The sequence below is a fragment of the Streptomyces sp. 13-12-16 genome, from assembly GCF_002114215.1.
Taxonomy (GTDB): Bacteria; Actinomycetota; Actinomycetes; order Streptomycetales; family Streptomycetaceae; genus Streptomyces.
In genome coordinates this window covers 11636-29893 of sequence record NZ_NCTE01000541.1, presented here as the reverse complement: position 1 = coordinate 29893, position 18258 = coordinate 11636, and the positions used below count along the sequence as shown (strand labels likewise).

The following is an 18258-nucleotide window of genomic DNA, read 5'->3' as shown; positions in this document are numbered from 1 at the left end:
GGCGGCGGCGAGGGCCTGCCGGGCGGCCCGGCCCACCGCGCGGGCGGCATCCCCGACGGGCCGCAGCACCGCGTCGCGCACCACGTGCCCCACCGGCGTCAGCACCCTCAGGTACACCCATCGCACCGGCTCCACGAACACCCACCGGAAGAGCCTCCCCAGAAACCGTCCCACGGCGAGGGACATGTACCCGGCGACCCGCCAGGCATGCCCGAGGGCGTCCCCGACCTCCCGCGCGACGACCGCGAGCACACGCCCGACGGGCACCAACACCCACCGCCACACCGCGAGCGCGGGCAGCACCAGCAGGATCCGGGCGGTCCAGTACAGACCCGTGCCGATCCCGGCGACGGCCGTCCCCACCAGCCACACCAGCCCCCTCGCACACCAGGCGACCGCCCGCCCCACCGGCACCAGAACCCACCGGTACAGCCACAGCGCGGGCAGCACCAGCAGGATCCGGGCGGTCCAGTACAGACCCGTGCCGATCCCGGCGACGGCCGTCCCCACCAGCCACACCAGCCCCCTCACACACCAGGCGACCGCCCGCCCCACCGGCACCAGAACCCACCGGTACAGCCACAGCGCGGGCCCGACGAAGAAATACCGCCCCAGCCACACCGCGGCCGCCCACGCCCCGGCCCCGACCGGTGTCAGCACACGCGCGTACAGCCATACGGCCCCGTGACCGAGGGGAGTCAGCACATGGCGGTAGAACGCGATGGCCGGAAGGACCAGCAGCGCCTTCCCGAGCCACACCAGCCCCTTGCCGGACGGCACCAGCACATACCGCCACAGCCCCACGAACGGCCACACGAACACCGCTCGCCCCACCCACAGCAGCGCCCGCCCGAGAGGCCGCAGCAGCGTGTCGTTCAGGAACCGTCCGGCGACGACCAGCGCGTCCCACGCCACCCGTACCGGCACGACCAGCACCAGCGCCACGATCCGCACGGGAACGCGGACCGCCACGACGAGACACCCCTCGCCCGCGGGCGCGGCGGCCGGCGGGCCGGCCGGCTTCTCGAGATCCATACCCACGGAGACGCAGGCGCGGCCCACCCGGATCCCACCCTCGCGATGTTGTTTACCTCATATGCTGAACGCCGATCGGACATAAGAATTCCGCGACTTATGTAAAGCGATTTTCCCTACGGCCGTTCACTCATTTGCCACGCATCCAAGTGAAACAGTCACCGTTAGTCGCTATATGACGAAGGCAAGCATGTCCGGGCTCATCAGGTCCGACGGGGGGAATTCATGGAAAACCGGCCTCGCCGCCCATTGGATCGGCGAGGCCCGCTGACATGAATGACGAACGCTACGACCCTCTCGTCTACGCGGAGCCCATGGAAACGTCCGTACCGCACTGGGACCCGGCCGAGGAACTCGCCTATCTGCTCCAGGAAGCCCGCGGTGAGGAATCCTCCGGCGTCACCATGCCGGGGCCCCGCGAGGAGACCTCGGTCACCACTCCCCCGGCCGGCAGCCCCATGGGCAACCTGCAGGAGATCACGGCGGAACTGCCACCCCTGCGCGCGTCACCGCGCGGCCACCGCAAACCCCCGCGTAAACGCCCGGACGCGCTGCGCCTCGCCAGCTACGCCGTCGCCGCCCTGACAGCGGTCACCGTGTCGATGGTGAGCGTCTTCAGCGGCGTCGTCACCTACGAACCCCTGCTCCTCGTCACCACGGCCCACAGCAGCGGCAGTTCCTCGGCCTGGTGGCCCGTGCTGGTCTACGGCCCCTGGCTGGCGGGCTCGCTGTCCGTCCTCCGCGCGGCGCTGCACCAACGGCGCGCCCTGCACTCGTGGTTCGTCGTCCTCCTCTTCTCGTTCGTCGCCGTCATGCTCTGCGTGGCCCAGGCCCCCCGGACGATCACCGACACGGCCGCCGCGGCCCTCCCGGGCGTGGCCGCCCTGGCCTGCTTCCAGCAACTCGTCCGCCAGATCACCCTCACCCGTCCGCCCCGCCGCGCCTCGGCCCGCCACCGCCAGTACCGGCGCGACCTCCCGTAGCCCCGGCGACACACGGAAGCCCCCTTCGCGTGCGAAGGGGGCTTCGGCGTTCGTCACCGCTCAGGAAGCGGGCGCGGAGTTCTTGACCGTCAACGGCAGCAGCTTCTTGCCGGTGGGGCCGATCTGGATGGACGTGTCCATCTGCGGGCACACGCCGCAGTCGAAGCACGGGGTCCAGCGGCAGTCCTCGACCTCCGTCTCGTCGAGGGCGTCCTGCCAGTCCTCCCAGAGCCAGTCCTTGTCCAGGCCGGAGTCGAGGTGGTCCCAGGGGAGGACCTCCTCGTAGGTGCGCTCGCGGGTGGTGTACCAGTCGACGTCCACGCCGAACTGCGCGAGGGACTTGTCGGCGCAGTCCATCCAGCGGTCGTACGAGAAGTGCTCGCGCCAGCCGTCGAAGCGGCCGCCGTCCTCGTAGACCGCGCGGATGACCGCGCCGATGCGGCGGTCGCCGCGCGAGAGCAGGCCCTCGACGATGCCGGGCTTGCCGTCGTGGTAGCGGAAGCCGATCGAGCGGCCGTACTTCTTGTCGCCGCGGATCTTGTCGCGGAGCTTGGCGAGGCGCTCGTCCGTCTGCTCGGCGGAGAGCTGCGGGGCCCACTGGAAGGGGGTGTGCGGCTTGGGGACGAAGCCGCCGATGGAGACGGTGCAGCGGATGTCGTTGGAGCCGGAGACCTCGCGGCCCTTGGCGATCACACGGGTGGCCATGTCGGCGATCTGGAGGACGTCGTCGTCGGTCTCGGTGGGCAGGCCGCACATGAAGTACAGCTTCACCTGGCGCCAGCCGTTGCCGTAGGCCGTGGCGACGGTCCGGATGAGGTCGTCCTCGGAGACCATCTTGTTGATGACCTTGCGGATGCGCTCCGAACCGCCCTCGGGGGCGAAGGTGAGGCCCGAACGGCGGCCGTTGCGGGTCAGCTCGTTCGCCAGGTCGATGTTGAAGGCGTCGACGCGGGTGGAGGGGAGGGAGAGGCCGACCTTGTCCTCCTCGTAGCGGTCGGCGAGGCCCTTGGCGATGTCGCCGATCTCCGAGTGGTCCGCGGAGGAGAGGGACAGCAGGCCGACCTCCTCGAAGCCCGTCGCCTTCAGGCCCTTCTCGACCATCTCGCCGATGCCGGTGATCGAGCGCTCCCGGACCGGGCGGGTGATCATGCCGGCCTGGCAGAAGCGGCAGCCGCGGGTGCAGCCGCGGAAGATCTCCACGGACATGCGCTCGTGGACGGTCTCGGCGAGCGGGACGAGGGGCTGCTTGGGGTAGGGCCACTCGTCGAGGTCCATCACCGTGTGCTTGGAGACGCGCCACGGGACGCCCGACCTGTTCGGTACGACGCGGGCGATACGGCCGTCGGGGAGGTACTCGACGTCGTAGAAGCCGGGGACGTACACCCCGCCGGTCCTCGCCAGGCGGAAGAGGAGTTCCTCGCGGCCGCCGGGGCGGCCCTCCTCCTTCCAGGCGCGGACGATCCGCGTGACCTCCAGGACGGCCTGCTCGCCGTCGCCGATGACCGCGCAGTCGATGAAGTCGGCGATCGGTTCGGGGTTGAAGGCGGCGTGGCCGCCGGCCATGACGATCGGGTCGTCGAGGCCGCGGTCCTTGGCCTCCAGCGGGATGCCGGCCAGGTCCAGGGCGGTGAGCATGTTGGTGTAGCCGAGCTCGGTGGAGAAGCTCAGGCCGAACACGTCGAAGGCCTTCACCGGGCGGTGGCTGTCGACCGTGAACTGCGGGACGCGGTGTTCCCGCATCAGCGCTTCCAGGTCCGGCCAGACGCTGTAGGTGCGCTCGGCGAGGACGCCGTCCTGTTCGTTGAGGACCTCGTAGAGGATCATGACGCCCTGGTTGGGCAGTCCGACCTCGTAGGCGTCGGGGTACATGAGCGCCCAGCGGACGTCGCAGCTCTCCCACGGCTTGACCGTGGAGTTGAGCTCTCCGCCGACGTACTGGATCGGCTTCTGCACATGCGGGAGCAGAGCTTCGAGCTGCGGGAACACAGACTCGGCGGCTTCGGCAGGCATCTCGCGAACCTTTGTGTGCTGATTGGGGTGACCATTCAGCGTAACGCGGCCGGAGGGGTACTCCCTACGTTGTCCAGGGCCGAAGGTCCTTGGTGACCGACGTCCAGGCTTCGGGGAGGGCGGCCTCGACGCGCTCCGCGCGGTGTTCCTCGCGGGCGTGGAGGACGCCGTAGGTGAAGGCGCTCTCGCCGGCCGCGTGGGCGACGGCGGCGAGCTCGCGGAGGGTCCGGCGGGCCATGACGCTGTCCTGGTGGTCGCCGAGCAGGCCCTGGAGCGCCTTCATGCCCTTGACGAGGTCGTCCGCCGGTCCGCCGAGTGCGGGGGCTGCGGCCTCGGCGGCGTAGCGGGTGCGCTTGGTCTTCTTGCGGGCGTCGTGCAGGGCGAGGTCGCGGTCGGTGCCGGGCGGGAGGTCGAGGGCGCGGGTGACGAGGCCGGTCAGCTTGTCGAGGTCCTTGCGCACGGCTTTGGTGAGGGTCTTCTCCGGTTTGGTTCCGGCCTTCTTGCGCAGGGGCGGGTCGGCGAGCAGGGCGTCCAGGGTGTCGAGGAGGGTGAGGTACCGGCGGGAGTCGAGGATGCCGGTGAGGCGGCCGTGGGCTCCGGCGTGGCGGGCCTCGGCCCAGTGGGTGAGCCGGTGGCCGACGGGGCCGGCGACGAGGGTGTCGGGCAGGTCGGCGAGGGACGACCGGAGGCGTTCGGCGAGCACCTCCTGGTCGCGGTCCAGGCCCAGCTCGGCGGCCAGCCACTTCAGGTCGGCGCCGACGGGGTCGGTCACCTCGCGGTCGAGGACGGTGCGGAAGGTGCGGAAGGTGCTGCGCAGGCGGCGGGTGGCGACCCTCATGCGGTGCACGGAGTCGGGGACGTCCTGGCGTACGGCGGGGTCGAGCTCGACGAGGGCGTCGCGCTGGGCGCGGACGTAGGCGAGGACGTGGTCGCCGGTGGTGACGGGTTTCCCGGCCGGACGTGACCTGTGTTTCCGCTTCGGGGCGGCCCCTGGTGCCGTGGCGGGTGTGCGTGTGGCCGCCGCGGTCGTGGTTCCGTCCGGTGCCGTGTCGGCCAGTGCCCTGGCCAGTTTCGAGGCCGAGGCCGAGGGGCGTACGCCGGCCTTGCGCAGGCGTTTCTCCACCTTGTCGAGGAAGGCGGGGTCGCCGTCGTCGGCGAGTTCGACCTCGATCTCGGTCCACCGGGCGGTGCCGCCGGTGCCGGTGAGGCGTTCGGCGCGGACGGTGTCGACGCTGACCTCGGCGAGCAGCCGGCCGTCGGCGTCGACGAGGTGGCGTACGTCGCGGTCGGAGCGCAGCCGGACGACGGGCAGCAGTTCGCTGTCGCGGACGCGGGAGCGGACGAGGGCGGCGAGCTCGTCCGGGAGGGTGTCGGAGAGCGGGGCGCGGATCTCGTCGCGCACTCCGGGGGCGACGGGGAACTTCAGGTGCCAGCCGGCGTCGGAGCCGCCGGTGCGGCGGCGCAGGGTGACGGAGGACGCGGCGAGGCGTTCGTCGGTGGTGTCGTGGTAGGTGGCGTCGAGGCTCATGACGCCCTTGTCGAGGACGGCCGCCACGCCGGGGACGCGGGTCAGGTCGGGCAGTCCGCTGTCGTCGGACTCGTACTTTCGCTCGATCTCGCGCTTGGTGTCCGCCATGAGGCGAATCTATCCGCCACAGGTGGATTCAGTCGTGGGTGCGGAGTGGCAGTGGACCGCCGCTCCGCACCCGGGACGGTCAGGGGGTGCCGTTCGGGTCCGGCCGGGGTCGCGGGGGCCGGCACGCACTCCCCGGAGGGGGGATCCCTGCGGCGTTGTCGTCGCTCGCCGGCTCCCCCGCGCTCGCGCGGGGACCCTCATCGCGTCGACTCCCTCCTCCGTCTTGCGGTTGCACGCACCGGACCCCGCTCGGCTCGGCCGCAGGGCGCCGCGTCCTGCGGCCGGCCTGATCCGGACGGCATCCCCTACGCGGACATCGGCCGTTGTATCCGGATGGACTGCAGCAGGCCCACGGCCAGCCAGACGGCGAACATGGAGGAGCCTCCGTAGGAGACGAACGGCAGGGGGAGGCCGGTGACGGGCATGATGCCGAGGGTCATGCCGATGTTCTCGAAGGACTGGAAGGCGAACCAGGCGACGATGCCGGCGGCGACGATCGTGCCGTACAGGTCGGTGGTGTCGCGGGCGATGCGGCAGGCGCGCCAGAGGATGATGCCGAGCAGGCCGATGATCAGTGCGCCGCCGACGAAGCCGAGTTCCTCACCGGCGACGGTGAAGACGAAGTCGGTCTGCTGTTCGGGCACGAACTGGCCGGTGGTCTGGGAGCCCTGGAAGAGGCCGGAGCCGGTCAGTCCGCCGGAGCCGATGGCGATGCGGGCCTGGTTGGTGTTGTAGCCGACGCCGGCGGGGTCGAGCTCGGGGTTGGCGAAGGCGGCGAAGCGGTTGATCTGGTACTCGTCGAGGATCCCGAGCTGCCAGACGGTGACCGCGCCGGCCGCGCCGGCGCCGAGCAGGCCGAAGATCCAGCGGTTGGAGGCGCCGGAGGCGAGCAGCACGCCGAGCACGATGATGACCATGACCATGACCGACCCGAGGTCGGGCATGAGCATCACGATCAGCATGGGGACGACGGCCAGCCCGAGGGCCTGGAGGACCGTGCGGTGATCGGGGTACGGCTTGTCGCCGGCGTCGACACGGGCGGCGAGCAGCATCGCCATGCCCAGGATGATCGTGATCTTCACGAACTCGGAGGGCTGGAGGGAGAAGCCGCCGGGGAGCTTGATCCAGGAGTGGGCGCCGTTGATGGTGGAGCCCAGCGGGGTGAGCACCAGCAGGATCAGGAAGACGGAGGCGCCGTACAGCAGGGGCACGGCCGTGCGCAGGGCGCGGTGGCCGAGCCAGAGGGCGCCGATCATCAGGGCCACCCCGATGCCGGTGTTGAGCCAGTGCCGGACCAGGAAGTAGTAGGGGTCGCCCTGGTTGAGTTCGGTGCGGTTGCGGGTGGCCGAGTAGACCAGGAGCGAGCCCAGCAGGGACAGGGCGAGCGCCGAGAACAGTATCGGCCAGTCGAGGCGCCGGGCCAGGGAGTCACGGGCGAAGACCCGTGTCCAGCCGGCCCGCTCCGGTCCGTATCCGGAGACCTGGAAGCTGTTGACTCCGCCGGTCATGACGCTGCCCTCCGGAGTCCCTTTCCGGTGCCGGTGCCGCCGCGTCGTCGCCGGTGGCGGCGGCGGGTTTCGCGGTTGGTGTTCTCCGGCGAGGGGAGCGTGCCCGTCTGCTGCGGGTCGGCGGGGCCGCCGTCCTGCGGGGTGGTGGCGCGGGCGTCGGGCGAGGGGGAGACCCGGTCCTTGGCGGGGTCCTTGGAGATCTTCGGGGAGGTGATGGTGCCGTCCGTGCGGACCTTCGGGAGGTTCTTCTGCGGCGTGGACAGCAGCGCCTTCTTCTTGTCGATCTCGCCGTCCTCGGAGACGCCGTACAGGGCGTTGTAGATGTTGCGCACGGCGGGGCCCGAGGCGCCGGAGCCGGTACCGCCCTGGGAGATCGTCATGACGATCGAGTAGTCCTTGGTGTACGTGGCGAACCACGAGGTGGTCTGCTTGCCGTAGACCTCGGCGGTACCGGTCTTGGCGTGCATCGGGATCTCGTCCTGTGGCCAGCCCCCGAATCGCCACGCGGCCGTACCGCGGGTGGCGACTCCTTCGAGGGCTTCGTCTATCTGGGCGAGCGTCTTCTTCGACGTCGGCAGCTTGCCGTGCGCCTTGGGCTCGATCTCCGTGACGGTCTTGCCGTCGGGGCTGATGACGGCCTTGCCGACGGTGGGGTCGTAGAGGGTGCCGCCGTTGGAGATGGCCGCGTAGATGGTGGCCATCTGGATGGGGGTGACGAGCGTGTCGCCCTGGCCGATGGAGTAGTTGACGGAGTCACCCGCGCGCAGCCGGTTGCCTTCGAGGCAGTTCTCGTAGGCGATCTTCTCCGCGTAGGTGCCGTCCTTCTTCCCGTACTTGCACCAGGCGTCCTTGTTGGCCGTCCAGTAGTCCAGCTTCCACTGGCGGTCGGGGACGCGGCCGGTGACCTCGTTGGGCAGGTCGATGCCGGTCTCCTCGCCGAGGCCGAACTGGTGGGCGGTCTTGTAGAACCAGTCGTCGGCGTTCTTCTTCGGCTTGTTGCCGCCGTCGCGCTTCCACTCCTCGTGGGCGAGGGCGTAGAAGACGGTGTCGCAGGACACCTCCAGGGCGCGGCCGAGGCTGATCGGGCCGTGGTTCTGGGACTCGAAGTTCTTGAAGACCTGTCCGCCGATGGAGTACGAGCTGGAGCAGTTGTAGGGGCCTTCGAAGGAGTAGCCGGCCTGTATGGCGGCGGCCGTCGGGATGACCTTGAAGATGGAGCCGGGTGCCGACTGGCCCTGGATGGCGCGGTTGAGCAGCGGGTAGTTGGACTTCTTCCCGGTGAGGTTCGCGTAGTCCTTGGCGGAGATGCCGCCGACCCAGGCGTTGGGGTCGTAGGTCGGGTTGGAGGCCATGGCGACGACGCGGCCGGTCTTGGCCTCCATGACGACGACGGCGCCGGAGTCGGCCTCGTAGTTGCGGTTGGTGTTGCGGTCGTGCTGCTTGCGGGCTTCCTTCATCGCCTCGTTCAGCTCGTACTCGGCGATGCGCTGGACGCGGGAGTCGATGCTGGTGACGAGGTTGGCGCCGGGCTGGGCGGGGTCGGCCTCGGCCTCGCCGATGACGCGGCCGAGGTTGTCGACCTCGTAGCGGGTGACGCCGGCCTTGCCGCGCAGCTGCTTGTCGTACTGGCGCTCCAGGCCGGAGCGGCCGACCATGTCGGAGCGCAGGTAGGGCGAGCTGGTGTCCTGGGCCTTCGTGATCTCCTCGTCGGTGACGGGTGAGAGGTAGCCGAGGACCTGGGCGGTGTTGGCCTTGCCGGGGCTCGGGTAGCGGCGCAGGGCCTGCGGTTCGGCGGTGATGCCGGGGAAGTCCTCGGCGCGCTCACGGATCTGCAGGGCCTGTTTGGCGGTGGCCTCGTCGGTGATGGGGATGGGCTGGTACGGCGAGCCGTTCCAGCAGGGCTGGGGGGTCTCGGCGTCGCAGAGGCGGACCTTCTGCTGGACCTCCTCGGCGTCCATGCCGAGGACGCCGGCGAGTTTGGTGAGGACCGCCTTGCCGTCGTCCTTCATCTTCAGCAGTTCGGTGCGGGAGGCGGAGACGACCAGGCGGGTCTCGTTGTCGGCGAGGGGCACTCCGCGGGCGTCCAGGATGGAGCCGCGGACCGCGGGCTGGACGACCTGCTGGACGTGGTTGCCGGAGGCCTCCTTGGCGTACTGGTCGCCCTCGCGGATCTGGAGGTACCACAGACGCCCGCCGAGGGTGCCGAGGAGGGAGAGGACGAGGACCTGGATGACGACGAGACGGATCTGGACCCGCGGGCTGCGGCCGGTCTCGGGGATGTTGGTCACGCGGCTTCCTCCTCCCTCGGAGCGCGTACGACGGTGCGGGTACGAGTGATGAACGGCCGGGCCGTGTGCCCGCGTTCCGCCGCCCGTTCACTCGTTCCGGTGAAGTTCTGCGAGGTCACAGGCGCTTGACCCCCTTGATGCGTCCGGCGCGGGCCCCCCGGGCGCGGGCCGCCTTGACCCGCAGTCCGCCCCGCTGTCCGCCGATGCGCAGTCCGGTGCCGCCGGAGAGCCAGCCGGAGGCGATGTCGCCGGACTTGGCGGGGTTGGTCTCGGCGAGCGGGTCGTTCTCGGCGCGCCGGGCCAGGGCCATGACGCCGGGGACGACGAACGGCGCGAGCAGCAGGTCGTACAGGGCGGCGGTGAACAGCAGTCCGCCGAGGCCGACATGGCGGGCGGCGGTGTCGCCGACGAGGGCGCCGACACCGGCGTAGAGCAGGGTGGAGCCGACGGCGGCGGCGACGACCACGACCATCGGGCCGGTCGCCGACTTCACCTGACCGCTCTCGGGTTTGACGAGTCCGGCGAGGTAGCCGATGACGCACAGCACGAGGGCGTAGCGCCCGGCGGCGTGGTCGGCGGGCGGGGCGAGGTCGGCGAGGAGTCCGGCGGCGAAGCCGATGAGGGCGCCGCCGACGTGGCCGTAGACCAGGGCGAGGCCGAGGACGGTGAGCAGCAGCAGGTCGGGGACGGCTCCCGGGAGGTGGAGGCGGGCGAGGACGCTCACCTGGATCACCAGGGCGACGACGATCAGCGAGCTGGAGAGCAGGATCCGGTTGACGCGCATGGGGTGACAGCTCCTACTGCTCTTGCTGGTTGAGGCCGTCGGCGGGGGCGGAGGGCGTGACGGTCACCGTCACGGTCGGCGTGGGGGTCGGCTTCGGCTTCTTGGGCAGCACCGTGTCGCGCGGGTCCTTCTCGGGGGCCTGGACGACGACGCCGACGACGTCGAGCTTGCTGAAGCTGACGAACGGCGTGACGGAGAGGGTGCGGGTGAGGTCGCCGCCGGACGGGTCGACGCGGGAGACGACGCCGACGGGGACGCCGGGCACGAACGGCTTGTCGGCCTGCGAGCCGAAGGTGACCAGGCGGTCGCCCTTCTTGATCTCGGCCTTGCCGTTGAGGAGTTCGACGCGCAGCGGGCGGTCGCCCTGGCCGGAGGCGAAGCCGAGTTCGTCGGTGGACTCCATGCGGGTGCCGACGGTGAAGTCGGGGTCGGTGGCGAGCAGCACGGTGGCGGTGTCCGGGCCGACGGTGGTGACGCGGCCGACGAGTCCGTCGCCGTTGAGGACGGTCATGTCGCGTTCGATGCCGTCGTCGGCCCCGGCGTCGATGGTGATGGTCCAGGAGAAGCCCTGGGCCGCTCCTATGGCGATGACCTGGGCGCCCTTGATGCCGTACTGGCCCTGGCCGGAGACCTTCAGCAGCTTGTCGAGCTGCTTGAGGCGGCTGCGGCTGCGGTCGTCGCTGCCGAGTTCGGCCTTGAGCGCGGCGTTCTCCCGCTCCAGCTCGGCGAGCCGGTCGTGCCGGTCGCCGGACTCGCGGACGGCGGTGACCGCGTTGCCGATCGGGTCGACCGCGCCGGACACGCCGTTCTCGATCGGGCCGAAGACGGTCGCCGCGGCCTGCCGGGCACCGTCGACCGGTGAATCCTCCCCGCCGCGGATGTCCACCGTGATCAGTGCGAACGCGATGGCGATCAGCAGCACCAGGAGCAGCCGGCTCTCTCGTGTGTCCCTCACGTGCGGCGGCCGTGCCTTCCTCGTCGAGAACGGGTATGAGGTGGGGGTCTGTTCAGGTGTGTCGAAGGTGCTTCGTCGGGTGTGCCGAAGGATGCTTCGGGGTTACGTTCGAGGCGTTGTGGGGTGTTGTGGGGGATTTCATGCCTCTATATCAACGATCCGCCGTACGGAAGAAGGTCGTCCCGTACGGCGGTATCGAGGGGGTGCGTCATCTGCGCGGCTGGGCGTCGAGCACCTGCTGAAGCGCCTCGAACTCCTCGACGCACTTGCCGGAACCGAGCGCCACGCTGTCCAGCGGGTCCTCGGCGATGTGGATCGGCATGCCCGTCTCCCGGCGCAGCCGCTCGTCGAGACCGCGCAGCAGCGCACCGCCGCCGGTCAGAACGATTCCCCGGTCCATGATGTCGCCGGACAGCTCCGGCGGGCACTTGTCGAGGGTCGTCTTGACGGCGTCCACGATGGCGTTGACCGGCTCCTCGATCGCCTTGCGCACTTCGGCGGCGGAGATGACGACGGTCTTCGGCAGTCCGGAGACGAGGTCCCGGCCGCGGATCTCGGTGTGCTCGTCGGTGTCCAGGTCGTACGCCGAACCGATCGTGATCTTGATCTGCTCGGCCGTCCGCTCACCCAGCAGGAGGGAGTACTCCTTCTTGATGTGCTGGATGATCGCGTTGTCCAGCTCGTCACCCGCGACGCGGATGGACTGGGCGGTGACGATGCCGCCGAGGGAGATGACCGCGACCTCCGTGGTGCCGCCGCCGATGTCCACCACCATGTTGCCGGTGGCCTCGTGGACCGGCAGCCCGGAACCGATGGCGGCGGCCATGGGCTCCTCGATGATGTGCACCTGGCGGGCGCCGGCCTGGGACGACGCCTCGATGACGGCGCGGCGCTCGACGCCCGTGATGCCCGAGGGCACACAGACGACGACCCGCGGACGAGCCAGGTACCGCCGCTTGTGGATCTTCAGGATGAAGTAGCGGAGCATCCGCTCGGTGATCTCGAAGTCGGCGATGACGCCGTCCTTCAGCGGGCGCACGGCGACGATGTTGCCGGGGGTGCGCCCGATCATCTTCTTCGCCTCGGCGCCGACCGCGAGGATGCCGCCGGTGTTGGTGTTGATCGCGACGACGGACGGCTCGTTGAGTACGATCCCACGACCCCTGACGTACACCAGCGTGTTGGCGGTCCCGAGGTCGACAGCCATGTCACGGCCGATGAACGACATTGAGTTCCCCATCAGGATTCGACTGGCCTTCCCACGAGCTTTTGAGGGCTTCTCAGGTCGGCGAGGTGGGTGCGGTGACGTGAATGCTTCCATCGTAGACGCGCCTTCGCGAGCACCGCGCGAGGGTCTTCGCCATTGTCATCAGATGGCGTGCCCCGCTGCTTGTGGAGACGGTCCATCGGGGGCATCCGTTCCCCCGAACGCCACGCATATGCCAAAAAGGGTCCGGGGGCAAAGCCCCCAGACCGTCCGACAGGCGCCCAAACACACTGGACGCGGCCGCGATGTGATCGTTATGCGCGGGATTACGCGCGACCCGGGAAGAAGATCTTCACCTCGCGCTCGGCCGACTCCTCGGAGTCGGAGGCGTGGATCAGGTTCTCCCGGACGATCACACCGAAATCGCCGCGGATCGAACCCGGCGCGGCGGCGATCGGGTCGGTGGGACCGGCCAGTTGGCGCACCCCCTCGATGACCCGCTCGCCCTCGACGATCATCGCCACGACCGGACCGGAGGCCATGAACTCCACCAGCGGCTCGTAGAACGGCTTGCCCTTGTGCTCGCCGTAGTGCTGCTCCAGCGTGTCCTGGCCCAGGGTCCGCAGCTCCAGCGCGGTGATCTGCCAGCCGGCCTTGCGCTCGATACGGCTGATGATCTCGCCGGTCAGGCCACGACGTACGGCGTCGGGCTTGAGGAGGACGAGGGTGCGCTGGGTCACGACGGAGCTCCTTGTGCGGGAAGTGATGCGGGAAGACGAGGTTACCGGGCGTGTCGGGACACCTGTCACGCAGCGTCAGGCCGACCCGCCTGCGCGGCGAAACGGGCCTTGGCTTCGTCCACCTTTCGCCCGAAGTGCACCGACGCCCACCACAGCAGCGCGAAGAGCGCGCCCATGAAGAACATCATCGGGACGAAGACACCGGAGGCGATCAGGGCGATCTGCAGCGCCCAGCCGAGGGCCACCCCGCCGGGCCGGGTGATCACCCCGCACAGGGCCACGGACAGGAACATCGCGATGCCGCAGACCGTCCACACCGTGCCGGTGGACAGGTCCGGGTCCTTCATCGCGACCAGTCCGGCGAAACCGATGATGAAGAACTCGCCGATCAGCGTCGAGGCGCAGAGCGTACGCACGGGATCTCAGCCCCTCCCCAGGAGCAGTCGGGCCTCGCCGACGGTGATGACGGAACCGGTGACGAGCACGCCGCCGCCCGCGAACTCGCCCTCCTCCTCGGCCAGCGTGATCGCGGCCTCCAGGGCGTCCGGCAGCCGCGGCTCGACCTGGACGCGGTCCTCGCCGAACACCTCGACGGCGATTGCCGCCAGTTCGTCGGCGTCCATCGCGCGGTGGCTGGAGTTCCGGGTGACGACGACCTCGGCGAAGACCGGCTCGAACGCCTCCAGCAGTCCGCGCACGTTCTTGTCGCCGCTCGCGCCGACCACGCCGATGAGCCGGCTGAACTGGAACGCCTCCCCGATCGCGGCGGCCGCCGCACGCGCGCCCGCCGGATTGTGGGCGGCGTCCAGGACGACGGTCGGCGAACGCCGTACGACCTCCAGCCGGCCCGGGGAGGCGACGGCGGCGAACGCCTTGCGCACGGTGTCGATGTCGAGCGGCTGGGCGTGCTGGGCACCGACGCCGAAGAACGCCTCCACGGCGGCGAGCGCCACGGCCGCGTTGTGGGCCTGGTGCTCGCCGTGCAGCGGCAGGTACACCTCGGGGTACTCGCCGCCGAGCCCGCGCAGCGTCACCAGCTGGCCGCCGACGGCGACCTGCCGGGCCACCACCCCGAACTCCAGGCCCTCACGGGCCACCGTCGCGTCCACCTCGACGGCCTTCTTCAGCAGCACCTGCGCGGCGTCCACCGGCTGCTGCGCCATGATCACCGTCGCGTCCCGCTTGACGATGCCGGACTTCTCGCCGGCGATCTCGGCGGGCGTGGTGCCGAGCCGGTCGGTGTGGTCGAGGTCGATAGGCGTCACCACGGCGACGCCGGCGTCGATCACGTTCGTCGCGTCCCAGCTGCCGCCCATGCCGACCTCGACGACCGCCACGTCCACGGGCGCGTCGGCGAAGGCGGCGTACGCCATGCCGGTGAGCACCTCGAAGAAGGACAGCCGGTACTCCTGCGCCGCGTCGACCATCTCGACGTACGGCTTGACGTCCTGGTACGTCTCGATGAACCGCTCGGCGGAGACGGGCGCCCCGTCGAGACTGATCCGCTCGGTGATCGACTGGACGTGCGGGGAGGTGTAGCGGCCGGTGCGCAGCTCGAAGGCGCCGAGCAGGGCCTCGATCATGCGGGCGGTGGAGGTCTTGCCGTTGGTGCCGGTGATGTGGATCGAGGGGTACGAGCGCTGGGGCTCGCCCAGGACGTCCATCAGCGCGGCGATGCGGGCGACCGAGGGCTCGAGCTTGGTCTCGCCCCAGCGGGTGGCGAGCTCCGCCTCGACCTCGCGCAGGGCCTTGTCGACCTCGGGGTCGGCGGGGCGGGCGGGCACGTCCGCCCGGGGCGGGCCGCCCTGGGTGCGCAGGGTGCGGCTGCCGGCCTCGATCACCGCGAGGTCGGGGTCGCGGTCGGTCTCGGCGGCGACGATCTCGTCGAAGCCGTCGACGGGGTCGGGCTGCTCGCTGTCATCAGGGGGGAGCTCACTCACGGGGACCAGTCTACGTACCCCGCTTCCGCGGCCGGCCGCAGCGCCTCTGCGCCGACCAGTGCCGCTGGGGGGTATACACCTTCCGGGGAGGTGCCCCGTCGGCGCCGGGCGGCGCGGCCCGCCCCCGGACGGGCGAAGGCTCCCGGAGCCGTGTGGTTCCGGGAGCCTTCGGTTGCCCGTCGCGGGGTTTCGCCACCCGCGCTCGCAGGGTGCCTCCCCCACTCTCGGCTTCGCTCGAGCGGGAGGGACCCCCACCGCCCACCCGTGCCGCCCTGGGGGCACCTCCCAGGCCCTTCAGGCACTGGGGGAGGCACGACTGCCCTCAGCTGGGGGAGGCGCCACCCGAACCGGGCGGCTGACCGCAGCTGCGGGGGCGCCGCCCGAACCGGGCGGCTGTCCGCGGCTGCGGTGGGTTACGCCTGGGGCAGGCGGTCGAGTTGGGACTGGATTCGGGTGATGTCCTCCTCCGCCTTCGCCAGGCGCGTGCGGATCTTGTCCACCACGTGGTCCGGGGCCTTCGACAGGAACGCCTCGTTGCCGAGCTTCGCCGTCGCCTGGGCCTTCTCCTTCTCGGCGGCGGCGAGGTCCTTGGCCAGGCGCTTCCGCTCGGCGGCGACGTCGATCACACCGGACAGGTCCAGCGCGACCTCGACACCCGCCACCGGCAGCGTCGCCGTGGCCGTGAAGGAGTCGCCCTCCGGCTGGAGGCGCAGCAGCTGCCGGACGGCCGGCTCGTGCGGGGCCAGCGCCGTACCGTCGAGGGTCAGCCGGGCCGGGACCCGCTGGCCGGGCTGCAGGCCCTGGTCGGCACGGAAGCGGCGGACCTCGGTGATGACGGACTGCAGCGTCTCGATCTCCCGCTCGGCGTCCGCGTCCCGGAAGCCGCTGTCGGACGGCCACTCGGCGATGACGACCGACTCGCCCCCCGTCAGCGTCGTCCACAGCGTCTCCGTGACGAACGGGACCACCGGGTGCAACAGCCGCAGCGTGACGTCCAGCACCTCGCCGAGGACCCGCTTGCTGACCTCGGCCGGCTCCCCACCCGCCTGGAACGTCGTCTTGGACAGCTCGACGTACCAGTCGAAGACCTCGTCCCAGGCGAAGTGGAACAGCGCGTCCGACAGCTTGGCGAACTGGAAGTCGTCGTAGTGCGCGTCGACTTCGGCGACGACCGAGTTCAGCCGGGACAGGATCCAGCGGTCGGTCGGCGACATCACCGACGCGTCCGGCAGCGGGCCCTCGACCGTCGCGCCGTTCATCAGGGCGAAGCGGGTCGCGTTCCAGATCTTGTTGGCGAAGTTGCGCGAGCCCTGGACCCAGTCCTCGCCGATCGGCACGTCGACGCCCGGGTTGGCGCCGCGCGCGAGCGTGAAGCGCAGGGCGTCGGAGCCGTACTTGTCCATCCAGTCCAGCGGGTTGACCGCGTTGCCGAAGGACTTCGACATCTTCTTGCCGAACTGGTCGCGGACCATGCCGTGCAGGGCGATGGTGTGGAACGGCGGGGTGCCGTCCATCGCGTACAGGCCGAACATCATCATCCGGGCGACCCAGAAGAAGAGGATGTCGTAGCCGGTGACCAGGACGGAGTTCGGGTAGAACTTCGCGAGCGACTCGGTCTGCTCGGGCCAGCCGAGCGTGGAGAACGGCCACAGGCCCGAGGAGAACCAGGTGTCCAGGACGTCGGTGTCCTGGTGCCAGCCCTCGCCGGTCGGCGCCTCGTCGTCCGGTCCGACGCAGACGACCTCGCCGTTCGGCCCGTACCAGACCGGGATGCGGTGGCCCCACCACAACTGCCGCGAGATGCACCAGTCGTGGAGGTTGTCGACCCAGTCGAAGTACCGCTTCTCCATCTCCTGCGGGTGGATCTTGACGCGGCCGTCGCGGACGGCGTCACCGGCCGCCTTCGCCAGCGGGCCGACCTTGACCCACCACTGCATGGACAGCCGCGGCTCGATGGTGGTGCTGCACCGCGAGCAGTGGCCGACGGAGTGGAGGTAGGGGCGCTTCTCGGCGACGATCCGGCCCTCGGCGCGCAGCGCGGCGACGATGGCGGAACGGGCCTCGAGGCGGTCCAGGCCCTGGAAGGGGCCGTGCGCGGTGATGACGGCGTGCTCGTCCATCACGGCGATGGACGGCAGGTCGTGGCGCTGGCCGATCTCGAAGTCGTTCGGGTCGTGCGCCGGGGTCACCTTGACGGCGCCGGTGCCGAACTCGGGGTCGACGTGCTCGTCCGCGACGACCGGGATGGAACGGTCGGTCAGCGGCAGCTTGATGAGCTTGCCGACGAGGTGCTTGTAGCGCTCGTCCTCGGGGTGGACGGCGACGGCCGTGTCACCGAGCATCGTCTCGGCACGGGTCGTGGCGACGACGATGGTGTCGTCCCCGTCGCCGTACTTCATGGAGACGAGCTCGCCGTCGTCGTCCTGGTAGTTGACCTCGATGTCGGAGATCGCGGTCAGACAGCGCGGGCACCAGTTGATGATGCGCTCGGCGCGGTAGATCAGCTCGTCGTCGTAGAGCCGCTTGAAGATGGTCTGGACGGCCTGGGACAGGCCCTCGTCCATGGTGAAGCGCTCACGCGACCAGGCGACGCCGTCGCCGAGGCGGCGCATCTGGCCGGAGATCTGCCCGCCGGACTCGCCCTTCCACTGCCAGACCCGCTCGACGAACGCCTCACGGCCGAGGTCGTGGCGGGACTTGCCCTCCTTGGCGAGCTCCCGCTCGACGACGTTCTGCGTGGCGATGCCGGCGTGGTCCATGCCGGGCTGCCACAGCGTCTCGAAGCCCTGCATGCGCTTGCGGCGCGTGAGGGCGTCGATGAGCGTGTGCTCGAACGCGTGTCCGAGGTGCAGGCTGCCGGTGACGTTCGGCGGCGGGATGACGACGGTGTACGGAGGCTTCTCGCTCTTGGCGTCCGCCTCGAAGTAACCGCGCTCTACCCAGCGCTCGTACAGCGGCCCCTCTACATCGGCCGGCGCGTACTGGGTCGGCAGTTCGGTCGTGGGCGCTGATGGCTCCTGCTGAGCGTTCTCGGTCACGGGGCTCAGTTTAGAGGCGTCACGGTCCTGTCCCGAAACGCATTCCTCTGTAACGGTGCGACCCCCGCTGGCCTGAACGCATCACTCCTGAGTCAGGATGTCAGCAGCGCATAAGCATCTGGAGGGGGAAATCC

At 70.3% G+C, this 18258-nt stretch carries 13 protein-coding genes; 1 reads left to right on the top strand and 12 read right to left on the bottom strand.

All coding sequences use genetic code 11. From position 1 onward, the window contains the following. The coding region (locus tag B7767_RS21965; RefSeq protein ID WP_085573713.1) for a hypothetical protein at positions 1-1035 on the bottom strand (1035 nt) is incomplete at its 3' end. A gap of 272 nt (positions 1036-1307) precedes the next feature. Here B7767_RS21965 and B7767_RS21960 point away from each other — a divergent pair. Further along, positions 1308-2018, top strand: coding sequence for a DUF2637 domain-containing protein (locus B7767_RS21960; protein ID WP_107486252.1), 711 nt, complete (start codon positions 1308-1310; stop codon positions 2016-2018). Between the two features lie 60 nt (positions 2019-2078). Here B7767_RS21960 and B7767_RS21955 read toward each other — a convergent pair whose 3' ends face one another. From B7767_RS21955 to B7767_RS21905, 11 genes are all read right to left on the bottom strand, one after another. Beyond that, entirely contained in the window at positions 2079-4028 is a 1950-nt protein-coding gene (locus B7767_RS21955) for a TIGR03960 family B12-binding radical SAM protein (protein ID WP_085573710.1), read from the bottom strand. Positions 4029-4092: 64 nt separating this feature from the next. Then, positions 4093-5664 carry a CYTH and CHAD domain-containing protein gene (locus B7767_RS21950; protein WP_085573709.1) on the bottom strand — a complete coding sequence of 524 codons (1572 nt, stop codon included), beginning with the start codon at positions 5662-5664 and terminating at the stop codon, positions 4093-4095. Positions 5665-5969: 305 nt separating this feature from the next. Then, entirely contained in the window at positions 5970-7172 is a 1203-nt protein-coding gene (gene rodA / locus B7767_RS21945) for a rod shape-determining protein RodA (RefSeq protein WP_085573708.1), read from the bottom strand. Continuing rightward, positions 7169-9460, bottom strand: a complete 2292-nt coding sequence (gene mrdA, locus B7767_RS21940) for a penicillin-binding protein 2 (RefSeq protein WP_085573707.1) — start codon at positions 9458-9460, stop codon at positions 7169-7171. The genes rodA and mrdA overlap by 4 nt, the downstream gene beginning before the upstream one ends. Before the next feature lie 115 nt (positions 9461-9575). Then, positions 9576-10244 (bottom strand): rod shape-determining protein MreD, encoded by a 669-nt coding sequence (gene mreD, locus B7767_RS21935; RefSeq protein WP_085573706.1) that lies wholly within the window; start codon positions 10242-10244, stop codon positions 9576-9578. Between the two features lie 13 nt (positions 10245-10257). After that, positions 10258-11199, bottom strand: coding sequence for a rod shape-determining protein MreC (gene mreC / locus B7767_RS21930; protein ID WP_085573705.1), 942 nt, complete (start codon positions 11197-11199; stop codon positions 10258-10260). Between the two features lie 208 nt (positions 11200-11407). After that, a complete protein-coding gene (locus B7767_RS21925) occupies positions 11408-12427 on the bottom strand; it encodes a rod shape-determining protein (RefSeq protein WP_006133575.1) in 1020 nt (339 codons plus the stop codon). Between the two features lie 305 nt (positions 12428-12732). Next, positions 12733-13146: a nucleoside-diphosphate kinase gene (gene ndk / locus B7767_RS21920; protein WP_085573704.1), complete on the bottom strand. Its 414-nt coding sequence runs from the start codon at positions 13144-13146 to the stop codon at positions 12733-12735. A gap of 65 nt (positions 13147-13211) precedes the next feature. After that, the gene (locus B7767_RS21915; RefSeq protein ID WP_073931890.1) at positions 13212-13562 is read right to left on the bottom strand and encodes a DUF4233 domain-containing protein; all 351 of its coding nucleotides are present in this window, start codon (positions 13560-13562) and stop codon (positions 13212-13214) included. 6 nt (positions 13563-13568) lie between these two features. After that, positions 13569-15086 carry a folylpolyglutamate synthase/dihydrofolate synthase family protein gene (locus B7767_RS21910; RefSeq protein ID WP_085573703.1) on the bottom strand — a complete coding sequence of 506 codons (1518 nt, stop codon included), beginning with the start codon at positions 15084-15086 and terminating at the stop codon, positions 13569-13571. A gap of 413 nt (positions 15087-15499) precedes the next feature. Beyond that, a complete protein-coding gene (locus tag B7767_RS21905) occupies positions 15500-18124 on the bottom strand; it encodes a valine--tRNA ligase (RefSeq protein WP_085573702.1) in 2625 nt (874 codons plus the stop codon). Between the last annotated feature and the right edge of the window lie 134 nt (positions 18125-18258).

Bases quoted from the DNA above. Each gene is read 5' to 3' on its own strand.
- B7767_RS21960 (WP_107486252.1), top strand. From the start codon at position 1,308: ATGAATGACGAACGCTACGACCCTCTCGTCTACGCGGAGCCCATGGAA.
- B7767_RS21955 (WP_085573710.1), bottom strand. From the start codon at position 4,028: ATGCCTGCCGAAGCCGCCGAGTCTGTGTTCCCGCAGCTCGAAGCTCTG.
- B7767_RS21950 (WP_085573709.1), bottom strand. From the start codon at position 5,664: ATGGCGGACACCAAGCGCGAGATCGAGCGAAAGTACGAGTCCGACGAC.
- rodA (WP_085573708.1), bottom strand. From the start codon at position 7,172: ATGACCGGCGGAGTCAACAGCTTCCAGGTCTCCGGATACGGACCGGAG.
- mreD (WP_085573706.1), bottom strand. From the start codon at position 10,244: ATGCGCGTCAACCGGATCCTGCTCTCCAGCTCGCTGATCGTCGTCGCC.
- B7767_RS21925 (WP_006133575.1), bottom strand. From the start codon at position 12,427: ATGTCGTTCATCGGCCGTGACATGGCTGTCGACCTCGGGACCGCCAAC.